The organism is Microcystis sp. LE19-195.1E (assembly GCF_027532095.1).
Classification (GTDB): Bacteria; Cyanobacteriota; Cyanobacteriia; order Cyanobacteriales; family Microcystaceae; genus Microcystis; species Microcystis aeruginosa.
Genome location: NZ_JAPZSZ010000152.1, coordinates 1 through 18,593, shown reverse-complemented (window position 1 = coordinate 18,593; position 18,593 = coordinate 1). Strand labels below are relative to the sequence as shown.

Below are 18,593 nucleotides of genomic sequence, written 5' to 3'. Positions count from 1 at the left end.
ATCCTACAAATAATTGTGCCTCCCTACTTATAAGTTTAATTTAATCCGGAGGTGAAGGAGGGGAAAATATCTCAATATACAGTTCTATGAACATATCTAAGGTTATGATCCTGGGGAGTCGGGGGTCAAGAACAAATTCAAGTTATACTTCCTCCCTAGGGATAGCTATTGTATTTACAGGAGATTTTCTCTTATATCCTAGCAATTTTCACAGCTTAACTAGGTGTCGATTTTATTCCTGAGCGCTGCTTTCAAGCAACTCTTTATCTCCTTCACCCCAACCAGAACGAAATCTATGAATAACCCAGAAGAATACGTTATAATCATGGCGAAAATCCTAGATTTAACCATTCCCGATCGCTATTTAAATTCTGTGGTTGAAAACTGGCAACGCTTGCAAGAAATCGCCAGTTTAGTGACAGAATTTCCCTTAGAGGATGACGGGGAAAGCGCCCTCAGCTTTGAACCATGACTATTTCTGTGTGCAATTTAGCTCGATCGATCCAAAATCGTCAAACTAGAGCCTTAGAAGTTATTAGCCAGACTTTGGCGGAGATAGAGGCGAAAAATCGCCATTTAAATTGCTTTACCGACATTTTACAGCCTAGGGCGCTCGCTCAAGCCCAAAAAATCGATCAAGCGATCGCTAATGGGGAATCCGTCGGTGTCTTAGCAGGAGTCCCCTTCGCCGTCAAAAATCTCTTTGATATCGAGGGTATTGTCACCCTTGCCGGCTCCAAAATCAATCGAGATCACCCTGCCGCCGGACAAGATGCGATCGCTATACAAACCCTAGAAGCAGCCGGGGCGGTTTTGGTGGGGGCGACCAATATGGATGAGTACGCCTACGGTTTTGTCACCGAAAATGCCCATTATGGAGCCACTCCCAACCCCCGCGATCCTAGTCGCGTCTCGGGGGGATCCTCCGGCGGTTCCGCCGCTGCCGTTGCCGCTAATTTAGTCCCTCTCGCCCTCGGTTCCGACACTAATGGTTCCGTGAGGGTTCCCGCCGCTTGCTGTGGCGTGGTGGGGCTAAAACCCACCTTTGGGCGCGTATCCCGTCAGGGGCTATTTTTGTTCGTCAGTAGTTTAGACCATCCGGGATTTTTTAGCGGCAATGTGGCGGATATGGCGGCTATTTGGAGTCTTTTTGCCAAAAATAACCTTAAAGCTTCTTTAAATGGCTTAGAGGGCGTAAAAATAGCCCTTGCCGATGATTATTTTCAGCAGGGAGCCGAACCGGAAGTAATCGAGGCGGTGACAGCGATCGCCGAACGTTTAGGAGTTACCAAAAAAATCACCATTCCCGAAACCGTCCGCGCCAGGGCAGCCGCCTATATAATTACCGCTTCCGAGGGCGCAAATTGGCATTTACCGCGTTTACAGACCAGATTAGAGGATTTTGACCCCGCAACCCGGGATCGCTTCTTGGCAGGGGCATTAATTCCCTCTAGCTGGTATTTACAGGCTCAACGTTTTCGCCGTTGGTATCGCGATCGTCTGCGAGAGATCTTCACCGAAGTCGATATTATCCTCACCCCGACAATTCCCTGTATTGCGCCGCCGTTAGGAGTAGAAAAAATGATTATTGACGGGCAAGAGCTATTAATTAGACCCAATTTAGGCAGATTCACCCAACCTTTTTCTTTTATCGGTTTACCTGCCCTTTCGTTGCCGATTAAACGCCCATCCCGGCTACCGTTAGGTTTACAAATCATCGCCGCACCCGATCGCGAAGAGTTAATCCTAAGGGTAGCAAGGGTTTTAGAGGAAATGCTCATAGATATCCCGCACAAGTGAGATTTCAAGAGCTTACTTCCTCTTAAAATCCCTAATTTAGGCACTTATTAAGCGAAAAGGTTACTTTTATAGTCTGAGTAGGGTTGGCTGAATAAATGTGAAATATAGACGAGGTAAGGGGTTTGAGGGAATGTTTGGCGAAGCAGCTGCAAGATTTTCAAGCTAGTGGCTCAAAAACCTTGCATCTTGAGCGGCTGGCGTCCTGGTAGGTCTTCAAATAATATCTGTAGGGGCGAAGCATTCGGGCAATAACCTATCGCTGAAACCGTAGATTTTCTATCCGAATGCTTCGCCCCTACTTTTTCAGCATACCCTAAGTAAACAATCTACTGACTGGGAGACTCCTTTTCAATCACATCTAACCAAGCGGCAGCCGATCGCTCCCAAGTGTCAGTTAGGGCAATTTGACGACATCTTTCGCGCTCTTGGGCTAAAAGCTGGGGATTTTTCAGTAATTCGACAATTTTCCAGGCTATAGCTTCCTGAGTAGCCGGATCGGTTACTTCCCCCGCTACTTTCACACAGTAGTCTTTTTCTCGAAAAACGGCAAAATCCGTCACCACTGGCAGACAACCCACCACTGCCGACTCGCGCACAGAAATACAATCGATCTCACGATAGGTGCAACCGTAGTAATGAATAGCAGAGCGCGCTTTTTCCTCGATTAGTTGACGATAACCGATCATTCCGCGATCAACTACCCCCGCACTAGCTTTAATCAAAGCCATTAATTTATCCCGCCATTCCTTGCGATCGCCAATTTCATCCCGTTTAGTAAAACCATAGTAGAGATGTAACTCGGCTGCGGGAATTGCCGCCTTGATCATCGGCCAGCCATGCTTTAACATCGACTCTAGTCCGCGATAATAACGAGAGGCATAGACTAGACGATAGGGAAGATACTCACTTTCTGGCACCGTCTCGCTTACAGCCAAAAGGGAAGTATCGATACCATTAGGAACAATCGGACATTGATGATCGGGGCAGAAATCCAGTAAATCTCTTTGATATTGGCTTTTACAGAAAATTTTGTCGTATCTAGCCAAAATTTCGGGGGTATAGGAGGCTGCCGGCACTTTAATATCTTGCCAATCAAAAAAAATTCGTTCTGCCTTGGTACCCGGACGGCAATAGGTGGGATGACGAGAGATCACCAATGTCTCAAAGTGATCTTGCCAATTCATCTGGTAATAATTAACATAGCGAATACCGTCCTCTTCCCCTTCCATGCCCTCACAATTGCCAAAAATCGTCACTTTATAGCCGCGTTTCGTCCATTCCTGCGCTAAAAAAGCCACCGATGCCTGGGTACCACTGGCCCCCCGTTGCCAAATTTCCGCCGGAAGCATGGGACGATATTTTTCTGTGTAAATAACGATCGATTTTTTCGGCCAACGACGGGCACTCAAACGCTGTTTAATTTGAAATAGGGAAGGTGCGCTGGCTCGTAGCCATTTTTTGAGATTAGATTGTAGGGATGGAGTAGCTTGCGACACTCTTTTTCTCCAAGATCGAGGGAAAATAGGGGCGATGGGTGATAGAGTCTTAGTTTCTCGAATTTAACTCGATTTCTCAACTCAGTAGAACAATTCGAGCCTATCATATAATGGGTTCAAGTCAAAAATCAATCTTTTTATTGCCAGCTATCTGCAAGGAAATCTATGAAAATTGTCATCCCGATCGTGTTTTATCGCAAAGGAGGAGTAGAAAGAGTCATTATCTCTTTAATACCTAGCTTATTAGAATACGTCGAACAAATTATTATCGTCCTCCCTCCTAATGACATTGAATATTTTAAGTCTTTAATGCACGATTCCGATAAACTTATCTACGAAGATTTTAATTTTTACCCCCAGAGTTCTGAAACAAAATTAATCTATTTTTATGGTCTTCTAGCGAATTTTTACAAAACCCTAAGACTGAATTCTATTCATCGTCTTTTCTCTCGTAGAATTGAACTTTTACGCATCGAAGCAAGAATTAATCAGATTATCAAGCGTTACCAAGCTGATCACTGTTTGTATGGGATGACTAATCGGATTTCTCCCCCCAATGTTAACGTTACTTTAAGTGGCATTATTTATGATGTCTTTTGGGAATTTGCTCCCTTAACTTACTCAGAATCCTATCAAGAACCCTACAATGAAGTCTTAAAAGAATGGTTAGATAGGGCCGATCTACTGTTCACAATCTCCCAAAAAACTAAAGACGATGTTTTAAAAGTTTTTCCCAATGCTACCTATGCTAGTAAGTTAAAAGCTGTACCCTTAGCCGGATTTATCGATCAGTCTAATCCCAAGATTGATTTAGTCAAAAGTGAGCTAGTTACATTCTATTTTCCCTCCTCTTTTGGTATCTACAAAGATCATCTGACTTTGCTCAAGGCAGCAATTACACTAGCGAAAAAAGGTTTAAAATTTCAAATAGTTTTTATCGGGAAAGAAACCGATAATCTAGTTAATGGAAATCTGCAATTGTCTCAACAGTCCAAAACCCAAGAATATCAAGATTATCTCAAGGAATGTACCCGACTTTATCGGGAAAATCAAGAAATTTTCGAGAGTCATATCAAAGGATTAGGTTATCAAGACTATGAAACCTTGCAATTTTATTATCAAACCTGTTCCTGTGTGGTATTTCCCTCAAAATACGAAGGTTTTGGATTAGCAATAGCGGAAGCCATTTTACAAGGTATTCCCGTTATCGCTTCCGATTTAGAAGTGTTTCAAGAACAGGTGGAATTATATAATTGTCCTGAAAGAGTGCAATTCTATCCTAGGGGAGATGCGGACAGTTTAGCCAACTGTTTGGAACAATTTATCCTCAATCCAATTCCTCGCTTGTTACCCGAAGATATCCCCAATAAAATTAATCTCTGGACTTGGGAAGATGTGGCTAAAAAATATGTAGAACTACTGAAAGAAAATGCAGGTTACTGATCTCTATATCTACCCGATTAAATCCTGTCGAGGTATTCAATTATCCCAAGCTGAAGTGACTCCTAAGGGTTTACTCTGGGATCGAGAAATGATGTTAGTGGATGGCAAGGGTAAATTTATCACTCAAAGGGAATATCCGCAATTAGCCAGGGTTTCTGTCACGATGACAGGAGATAAATTTTCTCTAAAAACATCTCAAGATTCCCTGACTTTCCAGCCTAATTTCACAGGAGAAAAAAGAGCGGTTCAAATCTGGGAATCTCAAACCATAGCCATGGATCAAGGGGATGAAATCGCCGAATGGTTCGAGAAAATTCTCGACATTCCTTGTCGTTTAGTGCGACAATCTCCCGATTATCCACGTCCCGCGAATCCTCGCTATGCAGGGAATGATCATACTCCCGTCAGCTTTGCCGATGGTTATCCAATTTTATTAACTAATACTGCTTCTTTAGAGGACTTAAATCGGCGTTTAGTTGCACCGGTGCCGATGAATCGTTTTCGGCCTAATATTGTTATTAGTAGCGATCGAGCTTTTAGCGAAAGTAGTTGGCAAAAGATCACAATTGGAGAGATAAATTATGCCCTAGTTAAACCCTGTAGTCGCTGTATTATCACCACCACCGATCAAGAAACAGGTAGGAGAAATCCCCAGCAAGAACCTTTAAAAACCTTAAGCACTTTTCGCAGTTTCCCCGGGGGCATCATGTTCGGAGAAAATGTCATCCCCGAAAAGACAGGTACAATTAAAGTCGGCGATCCTATTACCGTAATCTAGAGATATAGGGGCAGCCCTTTCAAGGTCAGTCAAATAAAACCGGAAATACTGGCAACCAACTCTTGAAAAGCTAAAAATATGCCTAGAAATCAGCACCGGACTCTTGACGGAGGGAGCGCAGTATATCCGTCCCCAAAGTTGTCTCACCAGTTTGTACTAACCAACGTTCCAAGTTACGATTGGCATCGATAAACTTCTGGGATGAGTCTCCCTTGTATCCGACCACTAATCCATCCGAACAAACGATCCACTCGAATCCAGCGATCGCACCTCTGGGATTACTGAGGATCACCCCTCGATAACCCAAATTGCCACTAGGTTCACCAGCTTTGGTAGGGGACAAACGCTGCAGTCGTTGGAGTAGTTCCTGACTATCGCGCTCGTTAAGAGTCCAATGGGGATTGGGACGACCACTAAATATATCGAGTTCTACTTGCACGATCGCCTCCACTGTCTGAGTGTAAACTATTAGGCCGAGCAGGCAAAAGAGGGACATGGCGATCACCACAATGGCTGCCACCTTTCCCCTCCTTCCCTCAGGTTCTATCTTAGCCATCTAACTGACCTGAGTTGAAACGTTTAACGAATTTTTTGGCTCTTACAAGTATAGAAATAGCCGCAAAATTGCGTATAAATTCCGCGATTACAGGTTTGGGGATTTGTAATCACCCGGTTACTATTATCAACATTTCTGACCGGCGTGGAACCAGGTTTATGACTCCAGAAACCCTCTTTATTCAGTCGATACCAGTGGAAATCTCGTCCTGGAGCTATAACTAGGGCCACCAGATAGCGAGGGGCTTCGGAGGCGGGGAAACAATTATAACGCACGTGTAAGCCATCACACAGGGAAGCTCGGGTCACTTCCGCACAGGTGAGCGAGCGATACATACTACCACAACCGCGTCCGGGTTGGGCAAAGGTATCGGTGCGTTTGTTACTGGCGTAATTGTAGCAGTTATTGTTCCGCAGGATAGTTGCGTTGTTGTTCCAGAAATTGGGATTATAAGCTCCCAATTCGTATTGGCAGGCGGCCTTGGGGGTTTCGAGGGGGATTTCCACAGCTTCGGGGGATAATTCTAATCCTTCCGTATCGAGGAGCGTCAAGCGCTCACCTACATATAATTGTTCCTGCAAAAACCCCTGTAGATCTTCATCTAAAGATAGAGCTTCTTCTTCAGGGGTCATTCTGGTGGTTATTTCAGCACTATTGATTAAACCGACCAGTCTTTCGGCAATAGCATTGGCTTTAGAACTGGTAGCATACTGTCCAGCCGCTAGATAAATACTCTCTGGCAGATTGTAATTGCGGCCTACCTCATCGTTGAGGGGTTCTACTAAAAATCCCCGTAATCCTAGACCAGCGTTGGCTGGTGCCGATTTAGCGATGACACTAGCATTATTAGCGATTTCCCGCAGGGTAGCGCGAATTTCCTGTTCATCGCTGATAATCCACTCTGGATTCGCTCGTCCAGAATATAGATCCGCAGTAATTTTTAACATCTTTTTTCCCTTTGTTTGAAGTAAACAATCTTGTCTTAGGTGTTCAGTGACTTGTCCCACGAGTGTCAAATTTATGCACTCGCAAAAGTGACTTGCTCCCAGATGATCCCACTATACATTTAAGAAAATACGGGAGCATCTCTCTTAGGCCATAAGTAGAAATATCAAGGTTAAGATAAATAACCATAAGAACAATACTTGACTAGAGACACTGAAACCATGCCCCTTGATACCGCCTCGATTTTAGAAGTATTACGTCCCGTTCAAGATCCAGAACTGCAAAAAAGCCTAGTGGAATTGAACATGATCCGCAATGTGGCGATCGATGGCGGAAAAGTCAGCTTTACCCTAGTTTTGACCACTCCTGCCTGTCCTTTGCGCGAATTTATCGTGGAAGACTGCCAAAAAGCCGTTAAACAGCTGCCCGGGGTGGAAAGTGTCGCCGTGGCAGTAACTGCCGAAACCCCGCAACAAAAAGCTTTACCCGATCGCCAAGGTGTGGAGGGGGTTAAAAATATTATCGCCGTTTCCAGTGGTAAGGGCGGTGTGGGAAAAAGTACCGTGGCTGTCAATATCGCCGTCGCCTTGGCTCATTTAGGGGCAAAAGTGGGGCTATTAGACGCGGACATCTACGGCCCCAACGCCCCGACAATGTTGGGCTTAAATGACGCACAAGTGACGGTACAGGGCGCAAATGGCGAGATATTGGAACCCGCTTTCAACCATGGCATCAAAATGGTTTCCATGGGCTTTTTGATCAACCCCGATCAACCGGTAATCTGGCGCGGTCCGATGTTAAACGGCATTATCCGTCAGTTTCTCTATCAAGTCAATTGGGGCGATTTAGACTATTTAATCGTCGATATGCCTCCCGGTACCGGGGATGCACAATTAACTTTAATTCAATCGGTCCCCCTAGCGGGTGCGGTGATTGTCACCACTCCCCAGACGGTTTCTTTAATTGATGCGCGCCGGGGTTTAAAAATGTTCCAACAGCTAGGGGCGCGGGTTTTGGGTATCGTGGAAAATATGAGTTATTTTATCCCTCCCGATCAGCCCGATCGCTCCTATGATCTATTTGGGTCCGGTGGTGGGGAAAAAACCTCACAAGAATTGGGCATTCCTTTACTGGGATGTGTGCCTCTGGAGATAGCCCTACGGGAGGGCGGTGATACTGGTGTACCAGTGGTTTTGGGGCAACCGGAATCGGCCTCAGCTAAAGCCCTGATAGCGATCGCTCGTCAGGTGGCGGCGAAAGTATCCGTGGCAGCCTATAGTTAGGGTTTGCGGCAAAAAGTTTTTCGGTGGGGGCAGGGTGTGGCCCCCCCCAACCCCCCCGACATCGGGGGGGCAGGGTGTAGGGTGTAGGGTGTTACCCATTTTCAGGGAAAAAGTCCCTAAATTTTCCCCCCGATCACTCCAATGGCCGGTGCTTTTGGATTTCAAAAAGGTCTAAAAGTCTTATCGAACAATGTTTTTAGATTTATTCAGCAAACCCTAGTTAGTTAGTAAATTTGGGGAGAGAAATGGTGAGAAGACAGTCCCTTATTAGTAGGAAACTAAGCGGTTTTAATGAGCGGTTTAGCTTCATTTTCCGGGATATAGCCCAAATTGATTGGCTTTTGTTCGTTTTGGTGACGGGTTTAACCGTTTTCGGTGGTTTAATGATTCGTAGTGCCGAAAGACATACCACTGCTCTCGACTGGTGGCAACACTGGTTATTCGGGGCCGTGGGAGTGGCGATCGCTTTATTTCTGGCCCGTTGTCGTTACGAAAGTCTGCTCAAATGGCACTGGTTAACCTATCTTCTCACCAATCTCTCCCTAATTGCGGTAATTGTCCTAGGGGTGACGGCGAATGGGGCGCAAAGTTGGATTAATATCGGCAGTTTTAACGTGCAACCGTCGGAATTTGCCAAGGTAGGTTTAATTATCACCCTAGCAGCCCTCCTACATCATCGTCCCGCCGATAATCTTTTTGCGATCGCTCGTGTCTTTGTCGTCACTGCCATCCCCTGGGTGTTAATTATGGCGCAGCCGGACCTGGGGACAGGATTAGTCTTTGGGGCAATTACCCTAGGCATGATTTACTGGGCTAATGCGAAACTGCCTTGGATGATTATCCTCTTATCTCCCCTCGCATCGGTTTTTCTGTTTAATTTACTTTTTCCTGCTTGGATTGTTTTAGCAATTATCATCGCTGTGCTTGCTTGGTTTACCCTTCCCTACCGTTTTTTATCCACCTTCATCGTGGTGGCAACTAATCTGGCAGTGGGTAAATTAGGCGAGGTTTTTTGGGGTTTATTAAAAGAATATCAAAAAGATCGTTTAACCCTATTTCTTCACCCAGAAAAGAATCCTTTGGGGGGAGGTTATCAATTAATTCAATCCCGCATTGCCATCGGATCCGGAGAATTATTGGGACGGGGATTACACCAAGGCACCCAAACCCAATTAAATTTTATTCCCGAACAACACACCGATTTTATCTTCTCCGTAGTCGGGGAAGAATTCGGTTTTGTCGGCAGTATTCTAGTTTTAATAGCTTTCTGGTTAGTTTGTTGGCGTTTGTTAGTCATTGCTAATACTGCTAAAGAAAACTTTGGTTCTTTAATAGCGATCGGTGTTCTCTCGATGATCGCTTTTCAGGCAATTCTTAATATTAGCATGACCGTGGGATTAGCCCCGATTACAGGGATTCCTCTACCTTGGTTAAGTTATGGACGTTCATCTTTATTAACCAATTTTATCGCCTTGGGTTTAGTGGAATCCGTGGCTAATTATCGCCCCCGTAAGCGTTTGTACTAAGTAGTCGTGCAGCTATCAGTTATCAGATTTGAGTTTTAAGTGACAGAGTATGGCTCTTGTGGTTTCTGTGTGGCAACTAGGTCTATAATGATAGTTTCTACTGTCTTTTCACCGATCACTGATTACTGTTTACTGATCACTGATTACTGAGTACAAGATGCCTCCTGTTGATCTTGGGTACGGGGGAGCCAATAACCGACATTAAAAAACTTTCTTTCACCACAAAACTCAGAAGTGTTGAATGTTAAGATATTGAAGATCATGACCAAGTTATGTATTCGCTCTGATGATACCAAAAAGGACTGATTATTGACTCCATTCCCAATAGCGAATCTAATTTAGCACTGTAAAATACTGGTTTTGTGAAGTTTTATTGCCGGATTCAACACTTCTGCATAAAACTCTCGAATCGAAGGACTACAATTTAAATCATCCAATCTACTAATCTATTTATTTTTATCCAGTTGCCTTTTGCGTGAGTGCCTTTTGCATAAGTGCCTGTCCTCATAAATAGCCGATAATCAAAGGATTTAGTATGATTTAGCGGAAATTTTTCTTAAATTTTTCTTAAGTGCTTGACATTGGCCAGATTAGTGCTTACAATCTTTTCCATCACCCAAACAAAGGCAAATTATCTGCACAATCCCAATTCTGAAAGCCATGCACAGCAAAGCTTTCAAGGGTTAGTACAGGTTGTTAGTTTTGTCTGAGTGATTAAACCTATTCACTCGAAATTACCAGAGGAATAACAATGGCATATCCCAACGATCAACAAGGTAAAGCACTTCCTTTCTTTGCTCGTTTCTTGTCCGTAAGCAAAGAGGAATCTTCCATCAAGTCTCCTTCCCCTGAGCCTACCTTCGGGACCACCTTTAAATACCCTTCTGACTGGGAAGATTATTAAACTCAGATCACTTGAGTAATTACAGCACTTTTCTTGATTACACCGTACAGACAAAAAGCTAAAAGCTCCACTAAGCAAGGCTCGCAGCCAAAAAAACTGCACGTTGAGATCCTGAGAAGTGCTGTAAAGTAACTTTAGTAATTACTCAAGAAAAAACCAATACTGCAATAAGTCAAGCAAAAGCAAGACTTTTTGCCGCCTTTTATTGAGATTCTTCTCGATAAATATCCGCCCAAAAGCCTTAAAATGGGTTAAAATGTAAGGACTTGCAACTGATATGAAAGAATCGCCTAAAGTTGTTTTATTGTTGACCCATAGCGGCGATTTTTTCACGATTGACCGCGTGGCTGAGGCGATAGAAAAAAAAGGAGCCACACCTTTTCGCTTAGATACCGATAAATTTCCCTTAGAGGTTCAATTAGCAGCCCAATTTAATGGTAAAAAAAGTTTTTATCAATTAACCTATAACCATCAATCTATTGATAGTGAACAGGTGCAATCTGTTTGGACAAGACGTATTTGGCAACCTGAACTAACAGGAGATTTAGATCCTCAGTTTCGGGAGGTTTGTGTGCGAGAATCCCAGACGACTTTGGCCGGTTTTTGGGATAGTTTAAGGTCAGCGCGTTGGTTAGATAATTTAGCGCAAATTGAGAGGGCTAAAAATAAGTTATTACAACTTCGTTTGGCCTCAGAAGTTGGCTTAATTATTCCCCCTACCTTAGTGACCAATAATCCCGATGCTGCCAGGGAGTTTTTTTCCCAGGTTCAGGGACGAATGGTGAGTAAATTGTTAACTGCGATCGCCCGCAGTATGGAATCGCCGGAATTTTTTCTTTATACCAGTAGGGTGAAAGCAGAAGACCTTGAGGAAGCGGAATCTTTACGCTATTGTCCTATGGTTTTTCAAGCGGAAATTCCCAAACAATTAGAATTGAGAGTTGTCGTGGTTAATGGACAGACATTTGTGGGAGCTTTAGAATCTTCTCAGTATAATCATTCAGCCGTAGATTGGCGAAGACCGGGTATTGATCCGGGTGCTTGGCAACATCATACTTTACCTGATTCACTATTGCAGCAACTTCAGATTTTTATGGCTAATTTAGGGTTGAATTTTGGGGCGTTTGATTTTATCTTAACTCCTGGGGGAGAATACGTTTTTTTAGAAGTTAATCCTGTCGGTGAGTGGGGAATGTTAGAACGGGATTTAGATTTACCTATTTCTAATGCGATCGCTGATTTTTTAGTCTTCGGTTGATCGGCAAAGCTCGCGCTCAAAAAATTGTTAATCCTAAGTTTTCAAGGAGATTTATGACCGTTTTACTTGTTACTTTTAGCCGCGATAATGAAAGTATTCCTCTGGTAATCAAAGCCATAGAAGCCATGGGTAAAAAAGCCTTTCGTTTTGACACGGATCGCTTCCCTACAGAGGTGAAAGTTGATCTTTACTCAGACGATAAAAAAGGCGGAATTATTACCGATGGAGAACAAAAATTAGAGCTAAAAGAAGTTTCTGCTGTCTGGTATCGGCGCATGAGATACGGACAAAAATTACCCGATGGAATGGATAGTCAATTTCGCGAAGCTTCTCTTAAGGAATGTCGGTTAAGTATTCGAGGAATGATTGCTAGTTTATCTGGCTTTCATCTTGATCCAATTGCTAAGGTAGATCAGACCAATCATAAACAATTGCAGTTACAAGTAGCGCGACAATTAGGTTTATTAATTCCGGGGACTTTAACTTCTAATAATCCTGAAGCTGTCAAGCAATTTGCTCAGGAGTTTGAAGCGACGGGAATTGTGACTAAAATGCTTTCTCAATTTGCTATTTATGGAGACAAGCAAGAGGAAATGGTTGTTTTTACCAGTCCTGTTACAAAGGAAGACCTAGATAATTTGGAAGGTTTGCAATTTTGTCCAATGACTTTTCAGGAAAACATTCCTAAAGCTTTGGAATTACGCATCACTATCGTCGGTGAACAAATATTTACGGCGGCGATTAATTCCCAACAATTAGACGGCGCTATCTACGATTGGCGAAAAGAGGGAAGAGCGCTCCATCAACAATGGCAACCCTACGATTTACCGAAAACTATTGAAAAACAACTACTAGAATTAGTGAAATATTTCGGTCTTAATTATGGTGCAATTGATATGATTGTCACACCAGATGAACGTTATATCTTTTTAGAAATTAATCCCGTTGGCGAGTTTTTCTGGCTAGAACTTTATCCTCCTTATTTTCCTATCTCCCAGGCGATCGCTGAAATTCTCGTCAACTCATAAACCAACAAATACAGAGCCAGAGTATTTTATCGCATCGACGAGGCTCTGACTCCAGATTTCCCCCCCCGACTCCTGACTTGAAAGAGGGTGTAGGGTGTGGGGTGTGGGGTGTAGGGTGTGGGAAGTGGGGAAGTGGGGAGTTTTCTCAGTGAACTGATAACTGATAACTGATAACTGATAACTGACTCCTAACCCCACCAACAAACTTTTTCAGCAAACCCTACTTAATTTCCAGACCAAGACTTTCTCTCGCGCTTCTATCAGATCCATGCCTATTTTTTCTAAAACTCGCTTTGAAGCTATATTATCGGGAGCGCAGCCAGCGGTCACTGTTTGCATACCAGGTTGAGAAAGTGTCCAGTCCATCATTGCTTTTGTCGCCTCAGATGCGTAGCCTTGTCGTCGATATAACGGTGCTACTTGATAGCCAATTTCTACAGCATCTGTGGGTAAACCTGTGACATCAGGAATAATTTTGATCATCACATGACCAATAAGAGTATTTTCTGCTTGATGAATAATTAAACTCCCCCACCCCCACTCATTTTGTAAGGGGAATTGCAGCAAAATATTCGCAATATCAGGGAAAGCTTGAATCAATTCTTGTTCGGCCCAGTCAGCTGCAACTTTTACCCCCAAAATTGTTGCTAATTCATCGATACCTATAATTGCGGCCTTGAGAAGTTCAAGCTTTAAGGGGACTAAATATAATCGTTCCGTCACCAGTTTTTCCAGTGCTTTCATTTGATAAAACTCCTATACCAGTTATCAGTTAGTAGCTTGTTAATCAACTTACCCAGCAAAAACCTCATTCTCTAGTTCTCCTGAGAGGGGAAAGTCTGAAAAATTTTCCCTACCCCCTACACCCTACCCCCCACACCCTGTCTCAATTTCAATCTGTTTGTCACCCCATTAGCTATATTCTCACCCATTTTAAGGTTTTTGGGTCTTTATCGTAACGATAATTAAAACCATCTTTGGCAGTAATAATTTTACCTAAACTGGCACGACTCCGGACGTTACTTAAAGAATAATCAGTTAGAGACTGCATTTGTTGATGGGACAAACCTTCGGCTATTTCAGAAACTCCTGCAATTTCCGCATCATGCTCAGTTTTAACCTCAGACAAAGGCTCTATTTTTACCGCCGAGAAATTTTCTGATTTTTTTGACATCATCACTAGGTTATTCACTTTTTTGCGCTGATAATCTTCTACAGTTGACAGCTGCCAATGGGAATTTTCTGTTAACTCTAAGACCCATCGATGATAATTAAATAAACTTTCCCGATGACCAACACTAATAAAAGTGGTTTCACTTTCCTGTAATTGCTGATATAAGCTGGCTTCATTGGCCAAATCTAAAGCGCTGGTTGCTTCATCTAAGATAGTAAAAGTAGGTTTAGTGATTAATAGTCGAGCAAAAGCTAGTCTTTGCTGTTCTCCGAGGGATAAAATCTGTTCCCAGTTGACTTGTTTATCTAAGCTATTTTTGTCAGTTAATAAATGTTGCAGGTTGACTTTTTTTAAGATATTTTCTAATTCTTCATCGCTCACCTGATCATTGGTATGGGGATAAAGTAATTGCTGCCGTAAAGTGCCAAGGATAATATAAGGACGTTGGGGTAAAAATAACATTTTAGCTAAAGGAGGACGCACTAAACGACCGCTACCTGCTTTCCATAAACCGGCGATTGCTCGTAACAAGGAACTTTTTCCTCGACCACTGGGGCCAATAATGAGTAGGCTTTCTCCCAAAGGGACAGAAACCGATAAATTCTCCACAATTACCTTTTCATAATCGGGAGTTTGTAGGGTAAAATTTTCAAAAGCTAGACGATTATCTTCCAGGGTGGTAATACGACTTAAGTTTTTCGGCTCTTCACTGGCAACTTTTAAGGCATCTGTCAAGGTAGCTAACCGTTCAATATAACTTGAAACTTTACCCGATGTTCCCCATTCAGTAATTAATTGTCCCAAGGCATTAGAAAAAAGGAAACAGCATAAACTCGCTTGACTAATTTCCCCATAATCGATTTCATTTTTAATAAACATCGGGGTCAAAATAAACATTGAAAATACACTAATCGCTGACTGATAACCTCGATTAAAAAGATTATTAAACCGTTCCCAATTTATCAGTTTTTCCGAGCTTTGAATAACCCGTTCAAAACGGCCTTCAATGATTTTTTCTTCCTGCTCTTCTCCCTGAAAAAAAGCAATGGATTCGGCGTGGTTACGCACATGGGTTAAAGCATAATTATAATCAGCTTTATTATTAAGCTCCGATTGATTAATTTTGTTTAATTCTTGAGTTAGATAAATTGCTATTAAATTTCCTGCGATCGTATAAATTATTAGATAAACCGCAATTTGCCGAGAAATTGTCCAAAGAATAATTGCAAAAGTAATCATTTGTAACCCTTTTTCCATGAAGGTAATTAAAAACCTCAGGGTCATGGTCGTAATTGGTTCAATTTCTTGAGATAATCTTTGATCGGGATTTTTTAAAGCTGAGGTAAAATCAATGTTATAATAAGCGCGATAATTGAGATATTTTTTGACGGTTTGTTTCGTTAACCACTTATACCAATCCAATGCCACTTGACGACGAATAAATTGAGAAAAAGCAAATAACCCCGTTGTTCCTATAATCAACAAACTGGATAACCACAGCGTATTGAGATATTTAGAAAGGTCTCTATCTTCAATAATAATGTCGAGTACATAACGATTCCAGTAGCTACTAAAAGCTTCTACCCCCACCGTTGCCAAGATACTTAAAAGGATCAAAGCTGACATTCCCCAAGAAATGATCACATCTCCAAAGGCGCGTCCATTTAACTCCGTTGGATACCAATAGGGTTGAGCCACAATTTTTAGGCTTTCCCAAAATTGACCAAATAGTGAAAAGGGATTATTGGCGGACTGATCGGACACAACAGGGTTTTCCGTTGCTTGTTTAGTAGTATATTGAGGCATCTAGATCCAATTGGCAGTTCTTTTACTGTTCTCTTGACAACTCGCTATCATATTGTAGCGGGAGAATTACCCGCTTTTGTCTTTTGATAACATTTTTATCTAGAAGATGAAAGCCAGCTATGGCCAGAAAGCTCTGACTTGACTAAGAACTACTTTACCCACTTTTGTTACTGTGCCACTTTAGATACTGATTACTGTTTACTGTTTACTGATCACTGAAAAACCCCCATCTCTCAATCTCCGTGATCCTCAAAATGATTAGCTATCAGGAATTTTTGACTGGTATTCAACTCTTGCCAAAGCTGGTTAATTTTCTCGTAAGCTTCCGTGGAGGTAAGCTTTCCCCCAGTGTGTAAACCAGCGATAAAAGAGACTCTCAGGGCGAATTCCTGCAAATTAGCGTTAAAAACTAAATTTTGTGGCGTGAATAAACCCCTGTAGCTGGTTTTAGGGTAGAGAAAGTTATCTTTAGAATTGAATTTTTCCATTGTTACCGACCCCCAGTATAGGATACCTACATTATTATATGTTTAACCTTTTGTTAACCCAACCTTAACCTAAGAATTTAAAGTTGTCTCTAGATTCTAAGAGAGTAGCTGCTGAACTTGATTAGCCGCCGCTATCCCAGAAGTTAAGGCCGTTTCTAGGGAAGAATTTCTCGACAAATCTCCTCCTTGACACCAATCACCACAGGCAACTAGAGGTAAAGGACTATTAACACTTAAACAGGGTACAGCTAAACCCTGACGGACTAAAGCATAACGCCAACGGTGAATCCAGGACCAATCGGGGAGAGGCAAAGAAGCACGAGAGAGCAAATCTAGCTTAACTGCTTCTAAATCCTCGCTATCGAGATATTTAACCGCAAAATCTCCACTACTATGCACAACAAAGACATAATCAGGGGATGATTGGCGTTTACTGCTATCAAGTCCTAACCAAGCGATATCGGTGGAGGGAGCAACTGCGGGTAAAGAATCGCCATAACCCGCCATTACCGTTAAACAGGGATCGTAAACGATTGATCGCAATTCTGGCATAGTAGTTATATGAGAGTTTTCTAACAATAACGCTGCTTGCGGGGCGGGAATAGCTAAGACAATCACCGGAAACTCTCCCCGAATTTGACCGTTATTGTTTAAAACCCATTTTTCTTGACGATTTTCCAGACGAGTAACCAGAAAATCTCGTTCAATTTCTAAACCTTTAGCTAAAAATTTCGCCACGCTATTGATGCCAGAAGGAGCAACATAGCTAGAATCAAACCAAGAAGTAACTATATTCTCTCTCAGTAGATTATCAATTAAAGCCGCCGTTTTTTCGCCCTGAATAGTCAAAAAAGGCAAGCCATGATCCACAGCAATCACTTGATTGACTCGATTAACCCGTCGCGTGGCTAAACGACCACCAATGCCTCTAGACTTATCAAATAGCTTAACAGTATAACCTCGATCGCACAACTGACGAGCGCAGGTTAACCCGGCTAAACCCGCGCCAATGATCCCAACATTAATCGAAAAATTTGTCACTAGCCTTCCTAATCCTGTAAACCCTTGAGTTAATATTAGTAGTAATCAGCACTAGCGAAACTAAGTTGATTATTGGGGCTGAGGAGGACAAACCACATTGGACGAACTACGCACAGCTTTGGAGTTAGCCACCGAGGAGGAACTGCAGCAAATCACTAACATCCTCTTTTGCCGTCGTTTTAACCCTCTCGATTATCTACGAGCGCCGGACGCAATCGCCGTTCAAAGTCAAGATTGGGATAGTTGGTTAGATAGCGTCGAGGATCGTTTTCGTTACCTGGCTGCCGATGGTGTGACAGTATTAAAAGGTCAAACCGAAAAAGTTAGTTATCGTCAAATTCTCGTCCGTGTCTGTCATTTCCTCAAGGTTCCCTACTCTCAAAAAATGCCGACAACGGAAATTGAAGCGGAAATCTATCTTCACCTCGTTAACAAAGCTTGGAAACGTCTCCCCCCATCGGAACAAAAATCCCTCTCGATTCAAATTCAAAAAGCACTCGCGGATTCCCACACTCCCCAACCCTTACCCGTTCACCTACAACACAATCCCCTTGATATAGTCCTCAAAGGCAGTAGCGTCATCGCCATTAATTCTATCCTGAAACCGATTCTGCTCAAACATATCGCCGGGCAGTTCGCTCTCCATTTTGCCCGCTATCAAGGGGCAAAAACTGCCCTAGTCCAGGGTGGGGCAATTGCTAATCAATTAGCCCTACAAACGGCTAAACAGGGCATGACTAGGGCGGCGGCCCGGTACGGAGCGGTCAGAACCGTGTTAAGTTTGGTAGGACCGGCTCTATGGGGTTGGTTTATTGCTGATCTCGGTTGGAAAGCGATCGCCACCGATTACGGCCGGATTATCCCGACTATTTTTGCCATCGCCCAAATTCGTCTGACCCGTGACGATTGTTGGCAACCTGCATAGCTTGACATCCTCGCCGCCGTAAAACGGACGGCGATTCCCAAACCTCACGATTTGGGTTTCTGCTTCTGTCCCGAAGGATTTTTCGCACCTGCCTTAACAGATTTACTCTGTTCTGGTCATCAGGTCGCTCTACAGACTGACA

At 43.0% G+C, this 18,593-nt stretch carries 18 protein-coding genes; 10 read left to right on the top strand and 8 right to left on the bottom strand.

Features of this window, described 5'->3' with window-relative positions; translation table 11 throughout:
* The first annotated feature begins 295 nt into the window (after nucleotides 1-295).
* Together O9300_RS08970 and O9300_RS08965 are read left to right on the top strand one after the other, a co-directional pair.
* On the top strand, nucleotides 296-472 hold the full coding sequence (locus tag O9300_RS08970) for a DUF4089 domain-containing protein (protein WP_002740449.1): 177 nt from the start codon (nucleotides 296-298) through the stop codon (nucleotides 470-472).
* Nucleotides 469-1,800, top strand: a complete 1,332-nt coding sequence (locus tag O9300_RS08965) for an AtzE family amidohydrolase (protein ID WP_287971321.1) — start codon at nucleotides 469-471, stop codon at nucleotides 1,798-1,800. The genes O9300_RS08970 and O9300_RS08965 overlap by 4 nt, the downstream gene beginning before the upstream one ends.
* A 326-nt stretch (nucleotides 1,801-2,126) precedes the next feature.
* Here O9300_RS08965 and O9300_RS08960 read toward each other — a convergent pair whose 3' ends face one another.
* Nucleotides 2,127-3,296: a glycosyltransferase family protein gene (locus O9300_RS08960; protein ID WP_287739110.1), complete on the bottom strand. Its 1,170-nt coding sequence runs from the start codon at nucleotides 3,294-3,296 to the stop codon at nucleotides 2,127-2,129.
* 165 nt (nucleotides 3,297-3,461) lie between these two features.
* Between O9300_RS08960 and O9300_RS08955 the strand changes: the two genes are divergently transcribed.
* Nucleotides 3,462-4,739, top strand: coding sequence for a glycosyltransferase (locus tag O9300_RS08955; RefSeq protein WP_287971319.1), 1,278 nt, complete (start codon nucleotides 3,462-3,464; stop codon nucleotides 4,737-4,739).
* On the top strand, nucleotides 4,726-5,517 hold the full coding sequence (locus O9300_RS08950) for an MOSC domain-containing protein (protein ID WP_012265559.1): 792 nt from the start codon (nucleotides 4,726-4,728) through the stop codon (nucleotides 5,515-5,517). Before O9300_RS08955 ends, O9300_RS08950 begins: the two co-directional genes overlap by 14 nt.
* 82 nt (nucleotides 5,518-5,599) lie before the next feature.
* Here O9300_RS08950 and O9300_RS08945 read toward each other — a convergent pair whose 3' ends face one another.
* Both O9300_RS08945 and O9300_RS08940 read right to left on the bottom strand, forming a co-directional pair.
* Nucleotides 5,600-6,073: a hypothetical protein gene (locus O9300_RS08945; RefSeq protein ID WP_287971316.1), complete on the bottom strand. Its 474-nt coding sequence runs from the start codon at nucleotides 6,071-6,073 to the stop codon at nucleotides 5,600-5,602.
* Between the two features lie 23 nt (nucleotides 6,074-6,096).
* Nucleotides 6,097-7,020, bottom strand: a complete 924-nt coding sequence (locus O9300_RS08940) for a hypothetical protein (protein ID WP_079207924.1) — start codon at nucleotides 7,018-7,020, stop codon at nucleotides 6,097-6,099.
* Between the two features lie 219 nt (nucleotides 7,021-7,239).
* Between O9300_RS08940 and O9300_RS08935 the strand changes: the two genes are divergently transcribed.
* The 5 genes from O9300_RS08935 (at nucleotide 7,240) to O9300_RS08915 (ending at nucleotide 13,017) form a co-directional block, all read left to right on the top strand.
* Nucleotides 7,240-8,301, top strand: a complete 1,062-nt coding sequence (locus O9300_RS08935; RefSeq protein WP_002758983.1) for an Mrp/NBP35 family ATP-binding protein — start codon at nucleotides 7,240-7,242, stop codon at nucleotides 8,299-8,301.
* A 245-nt stretch (nucleotides 8,302-8,546) separates the two neighbouring features.
* Nucleotides 8,547-9,827, top strand: a complete 1,281-nt coding sequence (gene rodA, locus O9300_RS08930; protein ID WP_287971315.1) for a rod shape-determining protein RodA — start codon at nucleotides 8,547-8,549, stop codon at nucleotides 9,825-9,827.
* Nucleotides 9,828-10,578: 751 nt separating this feature from the next.
* Nucleotides 10,579-10,731, top strand: coding sequence for a microviridin/marinostatin family tricyclic proteinase inhibitor (locus O9300_RS08925; RefSeq protein ID WP_071825016.1), 153 nt, complete (start codon nucleotides 10,579-10,581; stop codon nucleotides 10,729-10,731).
* A 277-nt stretch (nucleotides 10,732-11,008) separates the two neighbouring features.
* On the top strand, nucleotides 11,009-11,989 hold the full coding sequence (locus O9300_RS08920) for an MvdC family ATP-grasp ribosomal peptide maturase (RefSeq protein ID WP_287971314.1): 981 nt from the start codon (nucleotides 11,009-11,011) through the stop codon (nucleotides 11,987-11,989).
* 53 nt (nucleotides 11,990-12,042) lie between these two features.
* Nucleotides 12,043-13,017, top strand: coding sequence for an MvdD family ATP-grasp ribosomal peptide maturase (locus O9300_RS08915; RefSeq protein WP_287971313.1), 975 nt, complete (start codon nucleotides 12,043-12,045; stop codon nucleotides 13,015-13,017).
* Here O9300_RS08915 and O9300_RS08910 read toward each other — a convergent pair.
* The 5 genes from O9300_RS08910 to O9300_RS08890 form a co-directional block, all read right to left on the bottom strand.
* Complete coding sequence (locus O9300_RS08910; RefSeq protein WP_287971312.1) at nucleotides 13,012-13,215, bottom strand: hypothetical protein; 204 nt, start codon at nucleotides 13,213-13,215, stop codon at nucleotides 13,012-13,014. The two genes, O9300_RS08915 and O9300_RS08910, sit on opposite strands and share 6 nt — an antisense overlap.
* Nucleotides 13,216-13,227: 12 nt before the next feature.
* Nucleotides 13,228-13,761 (bottom strand): GNAT family N-acetyltransferase, encoded by a 534-nt coding sequence (locus O9300_RS08905; RefSeq protein WP_147073053.1) that lies wholly within the window; start codon nucleotides 13,759-13,761, stop codon nucleotides 13,228-13,230.
* A 172-nt stretch (nucleotides 13,762-13,933) separates the two neighbouring features.
* A complete protein-coding gene (locus O9300_RS08900; protein ID WP_287971311.1) occupies nucleotides 13,934-15,997 on the bottom strand; it encodes an ABC transporter ATP-binding protein/permease in 2,064 nt (687 codons plus the stop codon).
* Between the two features lie 233 nt (nucleotides 15,998-16,230).
* A complete protein-coding gene (locus O9300_RS08895; protein ID WP_287971309.1) occupies nucleotides 16,231-16,485 on the bottom strand; it encodes a DUF7219 family protein in 255 nt (84 codons plus the stop codon).
* A 96-nt stretch (nucleotides 16,486-16,581) separates the two neighbouring features.
* Nucleotides 16,582-17,526, bottom strand: a complete 945-nt coding sequence (locus tag O9300_RS08890) for an NAD(P)/FAD-dependent oxidoreductase (protein WP_287971307.1) — start codon at nucleotides 17,524-17,526, stop codon at nucleotides 16,582-16,584.
* Nucleotides 17,527-17,623: 97 nt separating this feature from the next.
* On the opposite strand from O9300_RS08890, the gene O9300_RS08885 reads away from it, so the two are divergent.
* On the top strand, nucleotides 17,624-18,451 hold the full coding sequence (locus O9300_RS08885) for a YaaW family protein (RefSeq protein ID WP_287971306.1): 828 nt from the start codon (nucleotides 17,624-17,626) through the stop codon (nucleotides 18,449-18,451).
* Nucleotides 18,452-18,593 lie beyond the last annotated feature (142 nt).

Bases quoted from the DNA above. Each gene is read 5' to 3' on its own strand.
- O9300_RS08970 (WP_002740449.1), top strand. From the start codon at position 296: ATGAATAACCCAGAAGAATACGTTATAATCATGGCGAAAATCCTAGAT.
- O9300_RS08965 (WP_287971321.1), top strand. From the start codon at position 469: ATGACTATTTCTGTGTGCAATTTAGCTCGATCGATCCAAAATCGTCAA.
- O9300_RS08955 (WP_287971319.1), top strand. From the start codon at position 3,462: ATGAAAATTGTCATCCCGATCGTGTTTTATCGCAAAGGAGGAGTAGAA.
- O9300_RS08950 (WP_012265559.1), top strand. From the start codon at position 4,726: ATGCAGGTTACTGATCTCTATATCTACCCGATTAAATCCTGTCGAGGT.
- O9300_RS08945 (WP_287971316.1), bottom strand. From the start codon at position 6,073: ATGGCTAAGATAGAACCTGAGGGAAGGAGGGGAAAGGTGGCAGCCATT.
- O9300_RS08940 (WP_079207924.1), bottom strand. From the start codon at position 7,020: ATGTTAAAAATTACTGCGGATCTATATTCTGGACGAGCGAATCCAGAG.
- O9300_RS08935 (WP_002758983.1), top strand. From the start codon at position 7,240: ATGCCCCTTGATACCGCCTCGATTTTAGAAGTATTACGTCCCGTTCAA.
- rodA (WP_287971315.1), top strand. From the start codon at position 8,547: ATGGTGAGAAGACAGTCCCTTATTAGTAGGAAACTAAGCGGTTTTAAT.
- O9300_RS08925 (WP_071825016.1), top strand. From the start codon at position 10,579: ATGGCATATCCCAACGATCAACAAGGTAAAGCACTTCCTTTCTTTGCT.
- O9300_RS08920 (WP_287971314.1), top strand. From the start codon at position 11,009: ATGAAAGAATCGCCTAAAGTTGTTTTATTGTTGACCCATAGCGGCGAT.
- O9300_RS08915 (WP_287971313.1), top strand. From the start codon at position 12,043: ATGACCGTTTTACTTGTTACTTTTAGCCGCGATAATGAAAGTATTCCT.
- O9300_RS08905 (WP_147073053.1), bottom strand. From the start codon at position 13,761: ATGAAAGCACTGGAAAAACTGGTGACGGAACGATTATATTTAGTCCCC.
- O9300_RS08900 (WP_287971311.1), bottom strand. From the start codon at position 15,997: ATGCCTCAATATACTACTAAACAAGCAACGGAAAACCCTGTTGTGTCC.
- O9300_RS08895 (WP_287971309.1), bottom strand. From the start codon at position 16,485: ATGGAAAAATTCAATTCTAAAGATAACTTTCTCTACCCTAAAACCAGC.